Raw genomic sequence first — 18,240 nt, 5'->3', positions numbered from 1 at the left:
GGGGGATGAGGCGGATCAGGCAGCCTTCCAGTGGAAGGATGCCCCGCCGAATGCGGAACGCGCGAGGGGGCTGGCCCCCTCGCACCCTCTCCACAAACAGCCCGCTCAGGCGGCCGCCTTCTCCGGCACCCCGGCCGCCTTGCGCGCGGCGCGGGCGATGACCAGATCCTCATGCGTCGGCACGATCATCACCGTGGTGCGGGCGAATTCCGAGGAAATGATCGTCGCGCTTTCGGCATTCTTGCCGTGGTCGATCTCGATCCCCATCCAGCCGAGCCGTTCGCAGACCCGCCGCCGCACGACGCGCGAATTTTCCCCGATGCCGCCGCAGAAGACCAGCGCGTCGATCCCGCCCATGACCGCCGTCATCCCGCCAAGCTCGCGCTGCACGCGGAAGACGAAATAGTCGATCGCCCGGTGCGAGGCGGCGTTGTCGGCGGCCTCGAGCGTGCGCATGTCGTTCGACATCCCGCCCGACAGACCCAGCAGCCCGGATTCGTTATACAGGATCTGGCGGATCTCGTCGGTGGAAAGCTTTTCCTTTTCGAGCATATACAGCAGCACGCCCGGGTCGATCTGGCCGCAGCGGGTGCCCATCGGCAACCCGTCGAGCACGGAAAACCCCATCGAGGAGGCGACCGACCGCCCCTTGTAGATCGCGCACATGGACGCGCCATTGCCCAGATGCGCCACCACCACGCGCCCCGCCATCAGATGCGGCGCGATCCGTTCCAGCTCGCCGGTGACATATTCATAGCTCAGCCCGTGGAAACCGTAGCGCCGCACCCCCTCTTCGTAATAGCGGAAGGGAATGGCGAAGGTATCGTTCACGAAGGGCTGGCCGCGGTGAAAGGCCGTGTCGAAGCACGCCACCTGCGGCACGCCCGGAAACGCCTCCATCGCCGTCTTCACGCCCGCCATGTTGTGCGGCTGATGCAGCGGCGCGAAGGACGAGATCGCCACGAGATCGGCGAAGACCTGATCGTCGATCACCACGGGGGCCGCATATTTCAGTCCGCCATGCACCACCCGGTGGCCGACGGCGGCAAGCTGCATGTTCGGGAACCGCGCCCGGATCGCCGCGATCGCCGTCGCCAGCGCGCCGCTGTGCGTGGTCAGGTCGCCCGGCGGAATGGCCAGCGGCTTGCCTTCGCTGTCCTTCAGCTTCAGCGTTCCCTCCGGCCCGATGCGGTCGGCCTGACCGGTGACGATCGGATCGTCGCCATAGGCGCCATACATCGCCACCTTGAACGACGAGGACCCGGCGTTCAGCGTCAGAAAGACCTTGTGGGCCCAGGGATCTTCTTGCGGGATCATGTCGGCGCTCATCATTCGTCCCCCTTGCTGGCATGGCTCAGCGCCGCCACCGCGCAGGAGGCAAGCCGCGACATCGCGCTGTCCGACCGGGAATTCAGGATCACCGGCACCTTCGCGCCCAGCACCAGCCCGGCGCTTTCGGCATGGCTGATGAAGGTGAGCTGCTTGGCCAGCATGTTACCCGAATCGAGCCCCGGCACCACAAGGATGTTCGCCCGACCCGCGACCGAACCCGACAGCCCCTTGGTCCGCGCGGCCGCCAGATCGACGGCATTGTCCATGGCCAGCGGCCCCTCGACCGGCGCGCCCTTGATCTGGCCGCGATCGGCCATCTTCGACAGCAGCGCCGCGTCGATCGAGGACTGGATCGCCGGGTTCACCGTTTCCACCGCCGACAGCACGCCGACGCGCGGCTCCATCCCGATGGACAGCGCAAGGTCGATGGCGTTCTGGCAGATGTCCACCTTGGTCGCCAGATCGGGGGCGATGTTGATCGCCGCATCCGTCACCATCACCGGTTCCGGCTGGCCGGGCACGTCCATCACGAAGACATGGGTGAAGCGGCGCCCGACACGCAGCCCCGCCGCCTTGTCGAGCATCGGCTTCAGCAGATCGTCGGTGTGCAGATGCCCCTTCATCACCGCCGCCGCGCGCCCTTGATGGACAAGCTGGCAGGCAAGGATCGCCGCCTCGATGTCGCGGCCGGGCACGTCGATCAGTTCATAGGCCGAGATATCCTCGTTCATCTCGGACGCGGCCTTGCAGATCGCCGCGGCCTTGCCGATCAGGATCGGCTCGATCAGGCCTTCGCGCGCGGCAAGGATCGCACCGCCCAGAGAGTTCGGCTCATCCGGCACCACGACCGCGGTGGGGATCGCCGGCAGCGGTTTCGCACGGGCCAGCAGCGCCTCGAAATGGCGGTGGCTCTGCACCAGAAGGCCGGGCACCTCGACCCCCTCGCGGTCGAATTTGAAGGTGGGCGCCTCGACCTCGGCCTCGCCGGAAACCAGCAGTTCGCCGCTTTCGGCATGGCGGATATCGGTCCGCAGCAGGATGCGGCCGGCGGGCAGCTTCTTCAGCACCTCGACGCGGCAGACCACCTCGTCGCCCGCGCGGGCGAGATGGTGGAAATCCAGCACCTGCCGGCGGTAGACGGTGCCCGGCCCCGGCAGGCTGGTGCCCAGAATGGCCGAGATCAGCGAGCCGAGGAACATCCCCGGCGCGGTCTGTTCGGGCGTGCCGTCGCCGTCCAGATCGCCGTTCGGCAGGTGGACGGGATTACAGTTCCCCGAAGAGGCCGCGTAGATATACAGATCGTCCGGCGTCACCAGCCGGCGCAGCTCGGCCGTCTGTCCGGGCTCCAGTTCGTCGAAGGTGCGGTTCACAAGATGCATGGTCATTCACTCCGCTGGCGTCGGCAGATGCCGATCCCTGATATCGCGCCGGATCGTGTTAGACCGTGCGGCGGACCGGCGCCTTGATCGAGATCAGAACCATCCGGTTTCGATGCGAAAACCGTTCAGTCGAGCGTCCGAACCCCCGGCAGGTCGTCGATCCCCTGCCCGCGCGATTGCAGCCAGGCGATGAACAGCACCGCCATGCCGGTCAGCGTCAGCGCCATGCCGACGACCCCGGTGGCCCACCAGCCGAACCCCGCCGTCAGCGCGATACCGGCAAGCCAGGGACCAAGCGCGTTGGCCATGTTGAAGGCCGCGTGGTTCATCGCCGCCGCCATCGACTGCGCCTGCCCCGCGACATCCATCAGCCGCGTCTGCAACGGCACCACCAGCCCCGTGCCAAGCCCGAGCGCCAGCGACGACAGCACCATCATCCACCAATTGCCGACGCAGAGCGCGGAAAAGCCCTGCGTCGCCGCCATGAACAGCATCAGCAGGAAGGCCGCGCGGAACACGCCCAGCCGGATCGTCAGCCGCGCGGAAAAGATGCTGCCGAAGGTGCCGCCCACGCCGAACATCGCCAGCGCCAGCGCCACGCCCCAGACGGGCGGCGTCGTGGTCGCCAGCATGGCGGCGGAGAGGAAGGCATAGACGGAAAAGACCCCGCCCGTGCCGATCGCGCCGACCAGCAGCATCAGGATCACCGGCGGATCCACCAGCGCATGCAGCTCCTGCATCGGCTGCACATCGGGCGGCGCGACGCCGCGCGGGGCGAAGCGCAGGATCACCACCGCAGCGATCAGCGCGACCACGCCCGGCAGCGCAAAGCCCCACCGCCAGCCCAGCCCCTGCCCCAGCAGCCCCGCCAGCGGCACCCCGATGATATTCGCCACCATCAGCCCCAGCATCACCTGCGTCACGCCGCGGGCGCGCTGTTCCTTGGGCAGCGCATCGGCGGCGAACAGCATCGCCGCCCCCAGAAACCCGCCATGCGGCAACCCCGCCAGAAACCGCGCCCCCACCAGCGAGGAATATCCCGGCAGCACCGCCGCCAGCAGGTTCATCGCCCCGTAGATCGCGATCAGCGCCGCCAGATAGCGCCGCCGCGGCAGTCTGGCGCCCAGAATCGTGGTGATCGGCGCGCCAACCACGACGCCAAGCGCATAGACGCTGACCACATGGCCGGCCTCGGGTTCGGTGACGCCAAGGTCGCTCGCATACCAGGGCAAAAGCCCCATCGCCGCGAATTCGGACGTGCCGATCGCGAAGGCCCCGAGGGCCAGCGCCAGAATCGCGAAGCGGAAGGATTTCGGATCGGACATGTATCACCCGGGGCACGAGATTTCCGCCCTGTTAGCGATACCCGTGACGGCTGTCCATAGTGCCTTCGGGCGCCGGGGCCTGCGGATGCGGGCCCCGGCATCGCGCGCCCCGGAACGCCCAGATATCGAGCGTGTTTTCCCGTTCCCGGTGCGAAAAATGGGTCACGAAGGAATTCCGTTCCTGCACCTTCAGCCGGATGCAGGCGGCGGAAAATTCCTCCCCCATAGCGGCCTTCAGCGGCGCATCCGCGTCATAGGCGCGAATCGCATCCAGAAGATTCAGCCGCAGCTTCGGCGCGCCCCCGACCTTGTGGCCGTCGGCATAAATGTCGATGTCGTCGCGCGGGCCGGGATCGGCTTTGGATTTCAGCCCCACCGCGATGATGTTGGCCCGCAACCAGACAGGGGGTCACCGCCCCGTCGGCAAACTCAGCCGGGCCGGGCACGCGCACCATATGGGTGCGGTTGTTGCCGGTCCATCCGGGCCCGCTGCCGGCGTGTTTCGTCATCCGTTGGCTCCCCGTGCGTTCGCTTTCGCAAGTCCGCTTGCGCATGCGTGGAAAATGCAACCTGCCGCGTGCCCGCCCTGCACGGAGGGCGGGCGGAGGACTAGCGCGGCTGGTCGGAGACGATGGCCGACAGAAGCCCGAAGGCCGAGCGCCGCCCCGTCTGAAGCCGGTAGGCCAGCATCGCCTTCGACCGGCTGCCGGGCAGCATCGCGGCAAGGGTGAAGAAGGCGGAGAGGCCGACCTTGTTCTTCAGCCGCAGGTCGCGCTGCTGCCAGACGCGGCGCACCAGCCGCATGCAGGTCGCCGCGGGCGGCCTCCGGCCCACGGCGATGTCCCGATACAGGCTGCGCTCGAGATGGAAATACATCTGGTCGGGGGGCGTCATCTCATGCCCCCGCCCGAGGCGGGCGAGGATCCGGCCCAGATGTTCGGTGCGCCGTCTGAAGCGGCTGATGTCGCGCTCCAGAACCGCCGCCTCGGGCGTCCGGCCCAGACCCGAATCGTTGCTGCCGTGGACCCGGTAGCAGCCGAGTTCCTCGGAAATGCTGACCACATCGCCGAGGAAGGGAGCGGCGAAGACGATCGCGCCATCGACGAACTTGTCGTAGTCCGCCTCGCGCAGCATCTCGCACAGGTCGCGGCGGAAGACGTTGCCCGAGGTGGGCGGGCTGCGATAGGCGCCCTCGGCCAGCACGTTCCGCGCCAGCTCTTCGCTGTCGCGATAATCGTCGAGCGCGGGCACCGCGGTCGAGATCACCTCGTCGTCCGGCCCGATGCGGGTCAGCGCGAACTGAAGCTTGGCGACACGCGCATCCAGCATCGGGATGATCTTCGCCAGCGAGCCGGGCTTGAGCGCGTCATCCGCATCCAGAAACAGCACGAAAGGCGCGGTGGTGTGGTCGAGGCCGTAAAGGCAGGCATTGCGGGCGCCGGAATTGGGGATGCGGAAGGCCGGAACGCCGGTGCTGAGGATCGCGGACCAGGACCCGTCGGTGGATCCGTCGTCCACGACGACCACCTCGACATCCTGACGGTCTTGCGACAGCACGCTTTGAATGGCGCGGATGACGAAGGCTTCGTAGTTATAACATGGAATGACGATCGCAAGCGCAGGCGGAGCCGGAGGCCCCGTCGAAATTCTTTGACCCATAGGAATACCCATTCACTCATGACAAGAAACGGAACTCACCCCGGACGGGGCGCACCAAACAAAGCACCTGAATTTCCCGCTTTGCGCCCGTTTGAGGAGGGGGCGCGCAGCATCCGAAGTCATCTTCCAGAACGATGTTAATGATGGCTCTTTTGGCGAAAATGTGCAATATCGTCCAAGGTCGGTCGCGCGCTCATTGTCCGCAAGACCCGGGTCAGACAAGACTGGATCCGAATTCCTGTCATTTTAACCAGTTCGTGGACGGCGTTTCCCGCAATGGATGTTTTTCTCCACCCAATCTATCAACCCACAGTCGAAAAAACCGACCTGAAAGGCCTTGGCGATTTCCTGCCGAGGCAATGCGCGCCGGGAAAAACGCCCGTTTTTTCAGCAAATCCCGGCGGTGAAATGCCGTATTCCGCGGCCGGCGGCGGGGCGGGATCGCAATGAATGTCGCCCTGTTGCTGAGCTGCGGCGCGTTTGAAGGGTATTTCGGCCGCGTTCAGGGGCTGACTCGCGAAAGCTATCTGGCGAATTACCGGAACGACTGGTCCTGGTATTACGCGGCGGGGCTGCTGGCGAATGGAATACAGCCGCTGATCTATATCCCCTCGCTGCATGAAACGGGCCGGTATGACACCGATGTGGGCGTGCCGGTGCGGTTCCTGCCGCTGGCGCGCTGGTATCATCCGTTCGAGGGGGTCTGGCCCAAGCGGATCGCCCGGCGCAGCCCGGTCACGCTGCATGCCGATGACGTGCTGAACACGCGCGCCTTCATGGCGCCGCTGCGGGCGGCGCTGCGCGAGGACGGGATCGCCCTCATTTACGTGCAGGAATACTGGACCGGCCGGTTCGACCATCTGGTCACCCATCTCGACCTGCCCGTCGCGGCGGCGGATCATGGCGGCGGCGCGCGGGGCGCGATGACCCGGCGCAAGCGCGAGACCTTTGCCCGTGCCGCGGCGATTTACAGCCAGACCCCCGACGAATGCGACAGCGTGCGCGCCCATGGCGGCGATCCGATCCTGCTGCCGAACGGCTGCGACACGCAGGTCTTTTCGCCCGACCCGTCGATCCCGCGCGAAAAATCGGTGCTGACCATCGCCCGGCTGACCAACAAGCAGAAACGGACGAGCGACCTGATCGACGCCATGACCCATCTGCCCGAGGACTGGCGGCTCGACATCCTCGGCACCGGGCCGGACCTGGCCATGCTGCAACGCCGGGCCGAGACGGCGGGCGTGGCCGGACGGGTGAATTTCCTGGGCTTCGTCGGGCGGACAGAGCTGCGCGACAGGCTGCGCCGCGCCGGCGTCTACGCCATGCCTTCGGAGAACGAGGCCGTCGCCATCGCCGCGCTGGAGGCGATGGGCTGCGGCACGCCGCCGGTGCTGACGCGCATCCGCGCCTTCGAGATTCTGGTGGAGGACGGGGTCAGCGGCAGGCTGGTGCCGGTGGGCGATCCCGCGGCGCTCGCGCAGGGGATCCTCGACGCCTGGGACAATCGCGCGGCATGGGGGGCTGCCGCCGCGGAAACGGTGCGCGCGCGGTTCGATACCCGGGTGCTTTATCGTGAACTGGCGCGGACCCTGCGCGCGGCCTGTGCGCCACCGCCCGGTGGCGGGGATGCGGCCCCGCGGCCCGCAGAGGCCGGGGCCTGACATGCTGTCGATTCAGGCGCTGCGCGGCGCGGGCTGGCTGGTTCTGTCGCGCTTCCTCGGGCGGTTCGTGGATTTCTTCACGCTGCTCATCCTTGCCCGGCTGCTGACGCCAGCGGATTTCGGGCTGACCACGCTGGCGCTGACGCTGATCGTCGTGCTGGATGCGGTGCTGGAAATCCCGGTCACCCAGGCGCTGCTGCGTCTGCGCAGCTTTGACAAGTCGCATCTGGATACCGGCTTCACGCTGGGGCTGATGCGCGGCGCGATGATCGGCGCGGTGACGCTGGCCGCCGCCTGGCCCTTCGCCGCCTTCTACGACGACAGCCGGCTGATCCCGCTGATGGCGGTGCTGTCGCTCGGCCCGATCGCGCGCGGGCTGGCGAGCCCGGGGATGATCGTCTACATCCGCGCGATGAGCTTCCGGCAGACCTTCACCGCCGAGATCCTCGGCAAGATCTGCGCCTTCGCGCTGGCGATCACGCTGGTCCATCTGGGGGCGGGCTACTGGGCGATCGTGGCGAATACCGTGACGGCGGCCGTCGCCACCTCGCTTGCCACGCATTTCATCGCCCCCTATCGCCCGAAGATTTCCTTTGCGCGTTTCAAGGACTTCGCCGGCTTCACCGGCTGGTTTTCCTCGGCGCAGATCGTCGGCGCGCTGAACTGGCAGTTCGACCGCATCCTGCTCGGCCGGTTCGTGGACCGCCCGACGCTTGGCAGATTCGCCATCGCGAGCGACCTGTCCGTGATGCCGACGCAAAGCCTGATCGGCCCGGCGATGCAGCCGGTGATGGCCGCTTTCGCCACGATCAACGATCAGCCGGACCGGATGCGGACGGCCTTCCTCAAGGCCGCGCGCTTCGCCATGTTCGCGGCCCTGCCGACCGGGGTCGGCATCGCGCTGACGGCGGATCTGATCGTAGCGCTGCTGCTCGGCCCCGGCTGGGAAGAGGCGGGGCCGCTTCTCAGCCTTCTGGTGCTGGCGGTGCTGCCCGGAGCGTATTTCCAGACGCTTTCGTCGCTCTGCGTGGCGATGAACCGCCCCTCGGTGCTGTTCCGCGTCTGCGTCTTTGAGCTTGGCCTGCGCATCCCCCTCGTCTGCATCGGGCTTTTTCTCAGCGGGGTCGACGGCGTCGTCTGGGCGCGGGTCGCCATTTCGATGGCGATGCTCGGCATCTACATGCTTTACGCCCGGCTGCTGGTCGGTCTGGGGTTCCGCAGGCAGATCATCAACCTGTGGAAGCTCGCATTGGCGACGGGGCTGATGGCCGTCGCGGTGGCGCTGCTGCGCCCCGCGCTCGACGATCTGGGCCTGCCGGTGATCCTTGAGCTGCTGCTGGCCGCCGCGACGGGTCTGGCGATCTACGGCGCGGCGCTGTTCGTCCTTGGCGTGCGGCTGGAACTCGGCCGGGGGCGGTTCGCGCTGACCGACCGATGGGCCCGGCCTCAGGCATAGACGCGGACGTTGTCGACCCGCATATGCGTTTCATGATGCTCGGGCAGGAGCGGATCGGGAAAGGGATAATCCGCCCGCAGCGCCAGCGTGAGAAGCAGCCAGAACCCGTCATCCGCCGCATCCATCTGGCCCGAGCGCATCAGCGTCCATACCGCGGGCTGGCCGGTGTTCATGTCGATGACGGGGCGCCGGTTGAAATAGGTCGCGCAATAGTCGCCCTCGACCAGCATTCCGTAAAGATTGTAGCTTTGCGTCAGATCCTCGGTCGTCCAGACGCCGGTGCCCGCGTGATTGTCCTCGGGCGGGCCCCATTCATGGACATTGGTGCCGTAAAGCTTCGGCTCGAAGCCCTTGTGTTCCACGATGTCCAACTCGACCGCCGTTTCCGGTTGCAAGATCACCCGGTCGTTCAGCAGCCAGAACGCCGGCCAGGTCAGCGGATGCGCGGGAAAGATCATCCGCGCCTCGAAATAGCCGCGCCGCCAGCTGCGCATCACCGTGCCGTCGGATTTGGCGGTCTGGAGATTGCCGCCCACCCATTGCGCCTCGGGCTCGGAATTGCCCCAGTAGTTCGGGATGTTCATCTCGCGCCCGATATAGCGGGCGGAAATCTGCAGCGCCTTGCCGTTTTCGGTCAGCGGATCGTCGACGATCGCATAGGGGTCGAAGCGTTCCTCCCCGCCGAAGCGGGCAAAGGCCGCGCGCCCGTAATGGCCCGGGTCGGCCGTCCCCGCCTTCGGCCCCGCATCCCAGATCGAGCGGTCGATCCGCGTGAAGCTGTCCTCGAAGACAAGGCTCCGGCCCGCGACGGGATCGGCGGGCGGCGCCGCGGCCCATGCGGTGCGGACAAGTGCGGGTGTGGCAAGCGTCGCGGTCGCAGCCGCAATAAGCCCCCGACGGGACAGTGTGACCATCTGGCAACCTCCTGAAAACCCGGCGGACGATGGGGCCGCGCCGGCATACTCGTCAAAGAACCCGGTCGCGCGGGCTGTCATGTTCCGGATCGGGCAACATTCCCGAACGGAAGGCAGTCTCGTCAGGCCGGGAGTATGTGCGAGAATCGCCCCGCGGTCGAGAGCGCAGGCACCCCTTCCAGCGGTTTGCCGCATCGCGGCATGCGCGGCCCCGCATGCGGCGTTGTGAGGCCGGTTCTGACCCCGGAGCCGCGGCGCGGCGGACAGGCAGAAAGGGGGCACCGCCCCCTGCGGGCGTGGCCGAATCCGTTTCCCCCGCCCGCGCAGAGGATTGTCCCGATCGCCCGTGCGGGAATGGCAGATCTTGCCGCCGGTCCCCCGTTAGGCTTTCATCAACGATACCGGACGGGGCCGCCCCCGCCCTTCCCCGCGCGGAACCTCCGCGCCGCAACGCCCGAGGCCCGATGACCCTTCTGTTCAATTCCGATGCGACCCGCGGCACGATCTTCGCCGATATCCTCCGCACCGCCTTCCCCGACATCCCGGTGCGGATCGGCGCCGACAGCGTGGCAGGCCCCGAGGTGCGCTACCTGATGACCTGGACCGCCCCCGCCGACCTGTTCACCCGCTATCCGAATGTCGAGGTGATCTTCTCGCTCGGCGCGGGGGTGGACCAGTTCGACCTGCGGAGCTTCCCGCCGGGGGTGCAACTCGTGCGGCTGGTGGATGAGGATCTGGCCGCGATGATGCGCGATTACGTCTGCATGGGGGTGCTGGCCGCGCATCGGAACCTGCCCGAATATCTTGGCCAGCAACGGGATGAGGTCTGGCGCGCCCTGCCGGTGAAACTTGCGTCGGAACGGCGGGTCGGCGTGCTCGGCCTCGGCCAGCTCGGACAGGCGGCGCTGGCGGCGCTGGCGGGCTTCGGCTTCCGGCTTTCGGGCTGGAGCCGCAGCCCGCGCGAGATCGCGGGTGTCCGCTGCCATTCCGGGGCCGAAGGGCTGGACGCGATCCTGCGCGAAAGCGATATCCTCGTCTGCCTGCTGCCGCTGACGGCGGAGACGCGCGGCATCCTGAACGCCGATCTGTTCGCGAAACTGCCCGAGGGCGCGGCGCTGGTCCATGCCGGACGCGGGGCGCAGCTCGACCCGCAGGCGCTGCGCGCGGCGCTCGATTCGGGGCGGCTGTCGGGGGCGATCCTCGACGTGACGAACCCAGAACCCCTGCCGCCCGGCGATCCGCTCTGGCATCATCCGCGCGTCATCGTCACGCCGCATATCGCCTGCCAGACCCGGCCCGAGGTGATGGCGCGTCATACCATCACCGTCCTCCGCGCCCACCGGGAAGGCCGCCCCCTGCCCGGTCTTGTGGAAAGCGGGCGCGGGTACTAGGCCAGACGCCCGCGCCGGCGTTGCGGGCTTTCTGCCTTTCATCTTTCCTTAAATATCCCGGGGGTGAATTGCCCGGCACGGGCAAGAGGGGGCGGCGCCCCCTTTCTTGCGGTCTCCATCTGTCCGCGCGCCCGGGTTTTGGACAGGCCTTCGTGGCAGGCCCAAAGCCCGTGGGCTGGCTCGCGGTATGAAAGGAACCCCGGCGGGTCCGGGCTTACAGGCCGCCGATATGCAGCGCCTTGGTTTCCAGATATTCCTCGATCCCCTCCGCACCGCCCTCGCGGCCGAGGCCCGACAGCTTGACGCCGCCGAAGGGCGCCACCTCGGTCGAGACGCCGCCGCTGTTCAGCCCGATCAGGCCGAATTCCAGCGCCTCACCCACGCGGAAGCCGCGCGCGAGATCGCGGGTGTAGAAATAGGCGGCCAGCCCGAAGGGGGTGCCGTTGGCGATGGCGATGGCCTCCTCCTCGGTTTCAAAGCGGAAGATCGGGGCGACGGGGCCGAAGGTTTCCTCGTTCGCCAGCTGCATCCCGGTCGTCGCGCCGGTCAGCACCACCGGATCGGCATATTGCGGGGCCAGATCGCGCGCGGGCGTCGCCCGTTTCGCGCCCTTGGCCAGCGCATCCCCGACATGGCGGCGGATCTTGGTCAGCGCGGCCTCGTTGATCATCGGGCCGATGTCGGTGCCGGGCGCGGTGCCGGGGCCGACCTTCAGCGCCGCGACGCGGGCCGCGAGCTTTTCGACGAAGGCGTCATGCACCCCCGCCTGCACCAGAATCCGGTTGGCGCAGACGCAGGTCTGCCCGCCGTTGCGGAACTTCGACACCATCGCCCCCTCGACCGCCAGATCCAGATCGGCGTCGTCGAAGACGATGAAGGGCGCGTTGCCGCCCAGCTCCAGCGACAGCCGCTTGACCGTCGGCGCGCATTGCCCCATCAGCAGCGCGCCGACGCGGGTCGAGCCGGTGAAGGACAGCTTGCGCACCACGGGCGAGCCGGTCAGCACCGCGCCGATCACCTCGGGCCGGCCGGTCAGGATGTTGATCACCCCCGCCGGTATCCCCGCCCGTTCGGCCAGCACGCCAAGCGCCAGCGCCGAATAGGGGGTGAAGTCCGAGGGCTTGATGACCACCGTGCAGCCCGCCGCCAGCGCGGGCGCGACCTTGCGGGTAATCATCGCATTGGGGAAGTTCCATGGCGTGATGATCGCGCAGACGCCGCCCCCCTGTTTCATCGTCAGGATGCGCCGATCGCCCGTGGGCGAGGGGATGGTGCGGCCATAGATCCGCCGCGCCTCCTCGGCGAACCATTTGACGAAGCTGGCGCCGTAGCGGATTTCGCCCAGGGCCTCGGACAGCGGCTTGCCCTGTTCCTCGGTCAGGATCGCGGCGAGGTCGGATTCGTGCGCGACCATCAGGTCGAACCATTTCATCAACAGATCGGCGCGGTCGGCATGGGTGCGGGCACGCCAGGCGGACAGCGCGGCCTCGGCGGCGGCGATGGCGGCCTCGGCCTCGGCCCCGGTGCAGTCGGGCATGTGGCCCATGACCTCGCCCGTCGCGGGATTGGTCACGGGCATATCCGCGCGGTCGATCCATTGCCCGCCGATCAGGGCGGATTGGGTGAACAGGGCGGGATCGGCGAGCTTCACTTATGCCTCCAGCGCGGCCAGAACCGCGGTCGTGATCGTTTCGGTGGAATGGCTGCCGGGGCGGATGCCGATGCCCTGCGCGGTCGCGGCCTCGATCGCCGTCAGGATCGCGGCGGCGGCCTCCGCCTCGCCCAGATGGTCGAGCATCATCGCCGCCGACCAGATCGCCGCGATCGGATTGGCGATGTTCTTGCCCGCGATATCGGGGGCGGAGCCGTGCACCGGCTCGAACATCGACGGCGCAGAACGATCCGGGCAGATATTGGCCGAAGCCGCGAAGCCCAAGCCCCCCTGAATCGCCGCGCCCAGATCCGTCAGGATATCGCCGAACAGGTTCGAGGCGACGATCACGTCAAGGCTTTCGGGCGCCATCACCATCTTCGCCGCCATCGCGTCGATATGGGTATGCGTCACCTCGACATCCGGGTATTCGGCGGCCAGTTCGTCCGTCACCTCGTCCCAGAACACCATCGAATATTTCTGCGCGTTGGATTTGGTGACCGAGGTCAGCTTGCCCCGCCGCGACCGCGCCATCTCGAAGCCAAAGCGCAGGATGCGTTCCACCCCGGCCCGGGTGAAGATCGAGGTTTCGACCGCGACCTCGATCGGCGTGCCTTCGTGGACGCGGCCGCCCGCGCCGGAATATTCGCCCTCGGTATTCTCGCGGATGCAGAGAATGTCGAAGCCCTGCGTGCGCAGCGGCCCCTCGACACCCTTCAGCAGGCGGTGCGGGCGGATGTTGGCATATTGGCGAAAGGCCTTGCGGATCGGCAGCAGAAGCCCATGCAGCGAAACGTTGTCGGGCACCGCCCTGGGCCAGCCCACCGCACCCAGGAAGATCGCGTCGAAGGGGCGGAGTTGTTCGATCCCGTCCTCGGGCATCATGGCGCCGGTCTTCAGGTAGAAGTCGCACGACCAGGGGAAGCCGGTCCTGTCCAGCGCGAAGCCGAATTTCGCCGCCGCCGCATCCGCGACCCGCATCGCCGCATCGGTCACGTCGACGCCGATCCCGTCGCCGGGGATGAGCGCGATCGAATAGCTGTTCATGAAAGTGCCTTTCCGCATTTGCCGCAGGCATGATAGCCGCGCATCCCGGTATAGGGGACACGGTTTGCGGGCGGGATACACAATTTGATGCCGCAGGCGGGAAGCCGCGCGGCATGGAATGTGCCGGGCCGTTTTCGCGGGCCGGGAGGCGATCAGCTTGCGGGCGCGTCGGCGGCGGGCAGCCAGATGAAGAACCGCGTGCCCTCGCCCAATGTGCTTTCGGCGCGGATCTGCCCTTCCTGCCGGGCGACGATGGCCTGACAGATGGGCAGGCCAAGCCCCGTCCCCGCGCTGCCCCGCGTGGTGAAGAACGGATCGAAGATGCGCGACAGCGTTGCCGCATCCATCCCGGCGCCGGTGTCGCTGACGGTGAACAGGACCCCGGGGCGCCCGTCCGGCGCGGCTTCATCGCGGCAGGCGATGCGGATCACCCCGCCCGAAGGCATCGCCTGAATCGCGTTGACCGTCAGGTTGACAAGGATCTGCTGAAGCTCGTGCCGGTTGATCCGCAGCACCCGTCCGCTGTGCAGATCGGTTTCCAGCGTCACCCCGCTGCGGTCCAGCAGATGCCGGATCAGCGGCCGGATCCCCGCGACGGCGGCCTGCGGATCGGTGCTGGCGGCGCGGCCATCGGCGAATTCCTCGGGCCGGGCGAATTGCAGAAGCTGCCCGACCAGTGCCGAGATGCGGCGGATCTGTTCGTCGATCAGGGTCAGCTCGACCGTCGCATCGCCGCCCGCCTCGGCCACGATCATCCGCAGGATTTCGAGGTTGCCCTGCATGACCGCCAGCGGGTTGTTGATCTCATGCGCGACGCCGGCCGTGACCTCGCCGATGGTGGCAAGCTTTTCCGACAGGACAAGCTGGCGCGACGCGGCCTCAAGCGCCAGATTGCTGCGGGTCAGATCGGCGGTGCGTTCCTCCACCCGGGTGTTCAGATCGGCGTTCAGCTCGCGCAGGTCGCGTTCGCGCGCCTGCAGACGGTCGAGCAACTGGTCAAGGTGCTGCGACAGCCGGGTGATTTCCTCGGCCCCCTGCACCGCGCCCGTGCGCGCCCCCATGTCGCCCGCATCGACATGGCCGATGGTGCGGCCCATCGCCTCCAGCGGGCGAAAGATGCCGCGCGCCCAATGCAGGAACAGCGGCACCGACACCAGCGTCAGCGCGGTGAAGACGCCGATGATGATCGTCCATGTGATCCGGCGCGCCTGCCGGTAAGGGGCCTCGGGGATGCCGGCGTAAAGCATGCCCACCCGGTTTCCCCGGCTGTCGCGGATCGGCTCGTAGGCCGACAGATACCAGTCGTTCACGACAAAGGCGGTGTCGTTCCATGTCTCCCCCTCGACCAGCACCCTTTCGCGCACCGGGGGCGCGGCGCGGGTGCCGATGGCCCGCGCCCCGTTCGCCGCCCGCGCGGTGGTGGAGATGCGGATATCGTCGAGGAAAAGCGAGATGACGCCGTGATCGAGCGGCCCGTCGACCCGCCGCGCGACGCCCGGATCGCTGACCGGATAGACCAGCGCGCTGATCCCGTCGATGAAATCCGCGTTGTGGTTCAAGAGGATGCCGCCCACGATCCGGCCGCCCCCGCCGCGCAAGGGGCTGGAGGCGAGGATGACGAGCCCGCGCCGTTCCACCCCCGTGGGCGGGTCGAGCGCGATCTTCGCCCGTTCCGCGAGTGCCGGCGACAGCGCGGCCAGTTCGTCGGGACCCAGCACCTCGATCCCGCTGCTGGCCGGGCTGTTCGCCCCATCGTCGAGCCAGAGGAAATCGAGCCCCAGCCTTTCGCGGTTTTCCTCCAGCCAGCCGGCGCGGGCCGCGCCCTCGGGCATCTCGGCGGTCTCGCCGAAGACGGCGACGTTCTGCCCGGTGCTGTCGATCAGATGCGCAAGATACTGATGCGCGACGACAAGATCACTGGTCACCCGGGTCAGCAGGATCTGGTCGGTGCGCGCGATCCAGCGCTGCATCGTCACCCCGATCAGCACCGGCATCAGCACGAGGATCGGCAGGAGCGCGATCACCAGCAGCCGGAACCGGACCGAGGTATCCCGCTGCCAGAGCGGCGCGCGCCCGTCAGTCATCAGGCCCCGTCAGGTCGGGCTGCGTCAGGTCGGGCGGAAAGGTCCCGAGGATCAGCGCCCGCTCGATCAGGTTGCGCAATTCGCGCACATTGCCGGGCCAGTCGCGGCGGCGCAGGGCCGCCTCGATCCGGGGGGTGATGTCCAGCGCGGGCATGCCCAGCTGGCGCGACAGCCGTTCCATGAAGAAACCGGCCAGCGCCACCACATCGTCGCCGCGCTCCCGCAGGGGCGGCATGTGCAGATGGACGATGTTGATCCGGTAGAACAGATCGGCGCGGAAGCGCCCGGCGGCGACCTCGGCCTCAAGGTCGGTGTTGGTGGCGAAGATCAGGCGCAGATCGACGGGGATTTCCCGTTCCGCACCCACGGGACGGACGCGGTGATCCTCGATCACCCGCAGGAGCTTGGCCTGCGTCGACAGCGGCAGGCCCGAGACTTCATCGAGGAACAGGGTGCCGTCCTGCGCATGCAGGAACAGCCCCTCGCGCCGGTTGGTGGCACCGGCGAAGGCGCCCTCGACATGGCCGAAGAGCTCCGCCTCGACCATCTCGGCGCTCATCGCGGCGCAGTTGACCGGCACGAAATGGTGCTGCGCGCGGGGCGACAGGTCGTGGATCATCCGCGCCGCGACCTCCTTGCCGGTGCCCGAGGCCCCGGTCAGCAACACGGACGACGGCAGCGGCGCCACCCGGGCGATGGCGGCGCGGATCGCCTCGATCGCCGGGGAGTTGCCGGTGAGACGGTCCGAGGTCAGGCTGCTTTCGGCGGAACTGCGCAGCTTGTGCCGCAGCACGTGGTTTTCGTTTTCCAGCCGCATATGTTCGGCCGAGCGCGCGACGGCGTTCAGCAACTGGTTCGAGCGGAAGGGCTTGAGCAGCATGTCCACCGCACCGGCCTGCATCGCCTCGATCGCCGTTTCCAGATCGGCGAAGGCCGAGATCAGCACCACGGGCGGCAGGAACCCCCGCCCCCGCTGCCGCGCGAGCCAGTCAAGCCCGCGTTCCGCCCCAAGGATGTTGTCGAGCACGATCACGTCAAACTGCGCGCAGGCGAGCCAATCCTCGGCCTCGGCGATCGAGGCGGCCAGTTCCAGCCGCTTGCATTGGGGCCCAAGGATGCGGGCGATGAAATGCCGCATTCCCGGTTCGTCATCCACGATCAAGACGGATATGCTGGCCAGCCGGGTGCCGTAGGCCGAGGCGCGCTGCGGCAGGGCCGCGGCATCTACCGGATGGGTCATCTTGGATCTCCTCTTCCCGAACCGGGCATTTTCGGAGTGGAGCCCCCTTGTCGCATGTCCGCCACGGGCGGGCAAGCCGGGGTCAGGTTCCGGCGGCCTGCGCGGGCAGGCAGTCGCGGAAGGCGCGCACCATGGGCGATTGCGGATCGCGCGCGGACAGCACCGCCACCAGCGGCAGGCGCAGCGCCGGCGCGGTCATCGGGCGCAGCGCGATGCCGTCGCCCGGCGCCAGCAGCGCGGCGAAACTTTGCGGCACGACCGCGCACCACAGCCCGCCCCGCAGATGCGCCAGAATGCCCGCCAGCGAATTGCAGGTGATCCCCGCGCGGATCAGCGGCTTGCCCGCCCCATCCCCGGGCACCGGAAAGCCCGCGCCAAGCGTGACCAGCGGCTGGGTCATCGCATCGCGCCACGGGATCATCTTTTCCGCGGCAAAGGGATGATCCGGCGGGCAGGCGAACATCATTTCCTCTTGTGCGAGCACGATCCGCGACAGCGCGGCATTCCCCGCCACCGCATCGTCGAGCCACAGCAGCCCCCCGTCCAGCGCGAAACCCCCGATCCCCTGCACGATCTGTTCGGCACTCATCGGGCTTGCCGTGATGCGGGCCAGCGGGTTGCGCTCCTCGAACCGTTCGGTGATGCGCGGCAGGGCGGCCATCGCGGCGGGCGTGACGCCAAGCCGCAACTGCCCGGTCAGCCCGCCCTTGCGCCGGCCGCTCAGATCGTCCTTCAGGCTGCCGAAATCGGACAGGATCTGCCGCCCCCAAGGCAGGACCCGCTCCCCCTCGGCCGTCAGGCCCATGAACCGCTTGCCCCGGACGATCAGCGCGACGCCCAGATCCTGTTCGAGCTTGCGGATCGCCTGCGACAGCGTGGGCTGGCTGACGCCGCAAAGCTCGGCCGCGCGACCGAAATGCTGCTCTTCCGCGAGGGTGACGAAATATTCCAGATGCCGGATCAGCATGATGCCCCTGCCCGTCACGACGGACTTGATTTACGTTATGTTAATATGAATATATCGAAGTGGTAAGAATCGCGCCGCCGGTGACGGCATGCGCCGCATCGGCCCGCATGACCGCGGATTTCCCTGCATCTCCT

The 18,240-nt window shown here is 67.8% G+C and carries 14 protein-coding genes and 1 pseudogene; 4 read left to right on the top strand and 11 right to left on the bottom strand.

The window, feature by feature from the left end:
• Positions 1–105: 105 nt before the first annotated feature.
• The 5 genes and pseudogenes from D2T30_RS10045 to D2T30_RS10025 form a co-directional block, all read right to left on the bottom strand.
• Positions 106–1,317 carry an acetate/propionate family kinase gene (locus D2T30_RS10045; protein ID WP_128187541.1) on the bottom strand — a complete coding sequence of 404 codons (1,212 nt, stop codon included), beginning with the start codon at positions 1,315–1,317 and terminating at the stop codon, positions 106–108.
• Positions 1,318–1,328: 11 nt separating this feature from the next.
• On the bottom strand, positions 1,329–2,711 hold the full coding sequence (locus D2T30_RS10040; protein WP_128208779.1) for a bifunctional enoyl-CoA hydratase/phosphate acetyltransferase: 1,383 nt from the start codon (positions 2,709–2,711) through the stop codon (positions 1,329–1,331).
• 125 nt (positions 2,712–2,836) lie between these two features.
• A complete protein-coding gene (locus D2T30_RS10035; RefSeq protein WP_128187543.1) occupies positions 2,837–4,036 on the bottom strand; it encodes an MFS transporter in 1,200 nt (399 codons plus the stop codon).
• A gap of 121 nt (positions 4,037–4,157) precedes the next feature.
• Positions 4,158–4,515: pseudogene (locus D2T30_RS10030) on the bottom strand (type III glutamate--ammonia ligase); the annotation flags it as partial.
• A 130-nt stretch (positions 4,516–4,645) separates the two neighbouring features.
• Positions 4,646–5,695, bottom strand: coding sequence for a glycosyltransferase family 2 protein (locus D2T30_RS10025; protein ID WP_128208760.1), 1,050 nt, complete (start codon positions 5,693–5,695; stop codon positions 4,646–4,648).
• Between the two features lie 276 nt (positions 5,696–5,971).
• Between D2T30_RS10025 and D2T30_RS23060 the strand changes: the two genes are divergently transcribed.
• The 3 genes from D2T30_RS23060 to D2T30_RS10015 are packed head-to-tail and all read left to right on the top strand — an operon-like array spanning position 5,972 to position 8,812.
• Complete coding sequence (locus tag D2T30_RS23060) at positions 5,972–6,145, top strand: hypothetical protein (protein ID WP_164884274.1); 174 nt, start codon at positions 5,972–5,974, stop codon at positions 6,143–6,145.
• A complete protein-coding gene (locus tag D2T30_RS10020) occupies positions 6,142–7,356 on the top strand; it encodes a glycosyltransferase family 4 protein (protein ID WP_128208759.1) in 1,215 nt (404 codons plus the stop codon). Before D2T30_RS23060 ends, D2T30_RS10020 begins: the two co-directional genes overlap by 4 nt.
• A gap of 1 nt (position 7,357) precedes the next feature.
• Positions 7,358–8,812, top strand: a complete 1,455-nt coding sequence (locus D2T30_RS10015) for a lipopolysaccharide biosynthesis protein (protein WP_128208758.1) — start codon at positions 7,358–7,360, stop codon at positions 8,810–8,812.
• On the opposite strand, the gene D2T30_RS10010 is transcribed toward D2T30_RS10015, so the two are convergent.
• Positions 8,803–9,726, bottom strand: coding sequence for a LamG domain-containing protein (locus tag D2T30_RS10010; RefSeq protein ID WP_128208757.1), 924 nt, complete (start codon positions 9,724–9,726; stop codon positions 8,803–8,805). The two genes, D2T30_RS10015 and D2T30_RS10010, sit on opposite strands and share 10 nt — an antisense overlap.
• A gap of 464 nt (positions 9,727–10,190) precedes the next feature.
• Between D2T30_RS10010 and D2T30_RS10005 the strand changes: the two genes are divergently transcribed.
• A complete protein-coding gene (locus tag D2T30_RS10005) occupies positions 10,191–11,117 on the top strand; it encodes a 2-hydroxyacid dehydrogenase (RefSeq protein WP_128208756.1) in 927 nt (308 codons plus the stop codon).
• Between the two features lie 214 nt (positions 11,118–11,331).
• Here D2T30_RS10005 and D2T30_RS10000 read toward each other — a convergent pair whose 3' ends face one another.
• The 5 genes from D2T30_RS10000 to D2T30_RS09980 form a co-directional block, all read right to left on the bottom strand.
• Entirely contained in the window at positions 11,332–12,768 is a 1,437-nt protein-coding gene (locus tag D2T30_RS10000) for an NAD-dependent succinate-semialdehyde dehydrogenase (protein WP_128208755.1), read from the bottom strand.
• Positions 12,769–13,815 carry a tartrate dehydrogenase gene (locus D2T30_RS09995; RefSeq protein ID WP_128208754.1) on the bottom strand — a complete coding sequence of 349 codons (1,047 nt, stop codon included), beginning with the start codon at positions 13,813–13,815 and terminating at the stop codon, positions 12,769–12,771.
• A gap of 152 nt (positions 13,816–13,967) precedes the next feature.
• Entirely contained in the window at positions 13,968–15,899 is a 1,932-nt protein-coding gene (locus D2T30_RS09990) for a sensor histidine kinase (protein WP_128208753.1), read from the bottom strand.
• A complete protein-coding gene (locus D2T30_RS09985; RefSeq protein ID WP_128208752.1) occupies positions 15,892–17,139 on the bottom strand; it encodes a sigma-54-dependent transcriptional regulator in 1,248 nt (415 codons plus the stop codon). The genes D2T30_RS09990 and D2T30_RS09985 overlap by 8 nt, the downstream gene beginning before the upstream one ends.
• A gap of 82 nt (positions 17,140–17,221) precedes the next feature.
• The gene (locus D2T30_RS09980) at positions 17,222–18,106 is read right to left on the bottom strand and encodes a LysR family transcriptional regulator (RefSeq protein WP_128208751.1); all 885 of its coding nucleotides are present in this window, start codon (positions 18,104–18,106) and stop codon (positions 17,222–17,224) included.
• Between the last annotated feature and the right edge of the window lie 134 nt (positions 18,107–18,240).

The sequence above is a fragment of the Paenirhodobacter populi genome (assembly GCF_004022215.1).
Classification (GTDB): Bacteria; Pseudomonadota; Alphaproteobacteria; order Rhodobacterales; family Rhodobacteraceae; genus Rhodobacter; species Rhodobacter populi.
This window is presented reverse-complemented; position numbering and strand designations above follow the sequence as displayed.

What these genes read in the sequence shown, in the direction of transcription:
- D2T30_RS10045 (WP_128187541.1), bottom strand. Translation starts at nt 1,317, where the DNA reads ATGATCCCGCAAGAAGATCCCTGGGCCCACAAGGTCTTTCTGACGCTG.
- D2T30_RS10040 (WP_128208779.1), bottom strand. Translation starts at nt 2,711, where the DNA reads ATGCATCTTGTGAACCGCACCTTCGACGAACTGGAGCCCGGACAGACG.
- D2T30_RS10035 (WP_128187543.1), bottom strand. Translation starts at nt 4,036, where the DNA reads ATGTCCGATCCGAAATCCTTCCGCTTCGCGATTCTGGCGCTGGCCCTC.
- D2T30_RS10025 (WP_128208760.1), bottom strand. Translation starts at nt 5,695, where the DNA reads ATGGGTCAAAGAATTTCGACGGGGCCTCCGGCTCCGCCTGCGCTTGCG.
- D2T30_RS23060 (WP_164884274.1), top strand. Translation starts at nt 5,972, where the DNA reads ATGGATGTTTTTCTCCACCCAATCTATCAACCCACAGTCGAAAAAACC.
- D2T30_RS10020 (WP_128208759.1), top strand. Translation starts at nt 6,142, where the DNA reads ATGAATGTCGCCCTGTTGCTGAGCTGCGGCGCGTTTGAAGGGTATTTC.
- D2T30_RS10015 (WP_128208758.1), top strand. Translation starts at nt 7,358, where the DNA reads ATGCTGTCGATTCAGGCGCTGCGCGGCGCGGGCTGGCTGGTTCTGTCG.
- D2T30_RS10010 (WP_128208757.1), bottom strand. Translation starts at nt 9,726, where the DNA reads ATGGTCACACTGTCCCGTCGGGGGCTTATTGCGGCTGCGACCGCGACG.
- D2T30_RS10005 (WP_128208756.1), top strand. Translation starts at nt 10,191, where the DNA reads ATGACCCTTCTGTTCAATTCCGATGCGACCCGCGGCACGATCTTCGCC.
- D2T30_RS09995 (WP_128208754.1), bottom strand. Translation starts at nt 13,815, where the DNA reads ATGAACAGCTATTCGATCGCGCTCATCCCCGGCGACGGGATCGGCGTC.
- D2T30_RS09990 (WP_128208753.1), bottom strand. Translation starts at nt 15,899, where the DNA reads ATGACTGACGGGCGCGCGCCGCTCTGGCAGCGGGATACCTCGGTCCGG.
- D2T30_RS09985 (WP_128208752.1), bottom strand. Translation starts at nt 17,139, where the DNA reads ATGACCCATCCGGTAGATGCCGCGGCCCTGCCGCAGCGCGCCTCGGCC.
- D2T30_RS09980 (WP_128208751.1), bottom strand. Translation starts at nt 18,106, where the DNA reads ATGCTGATCCGGCATCTGGAATATTTCGTCACCCTCGCGGAAGAGCAG.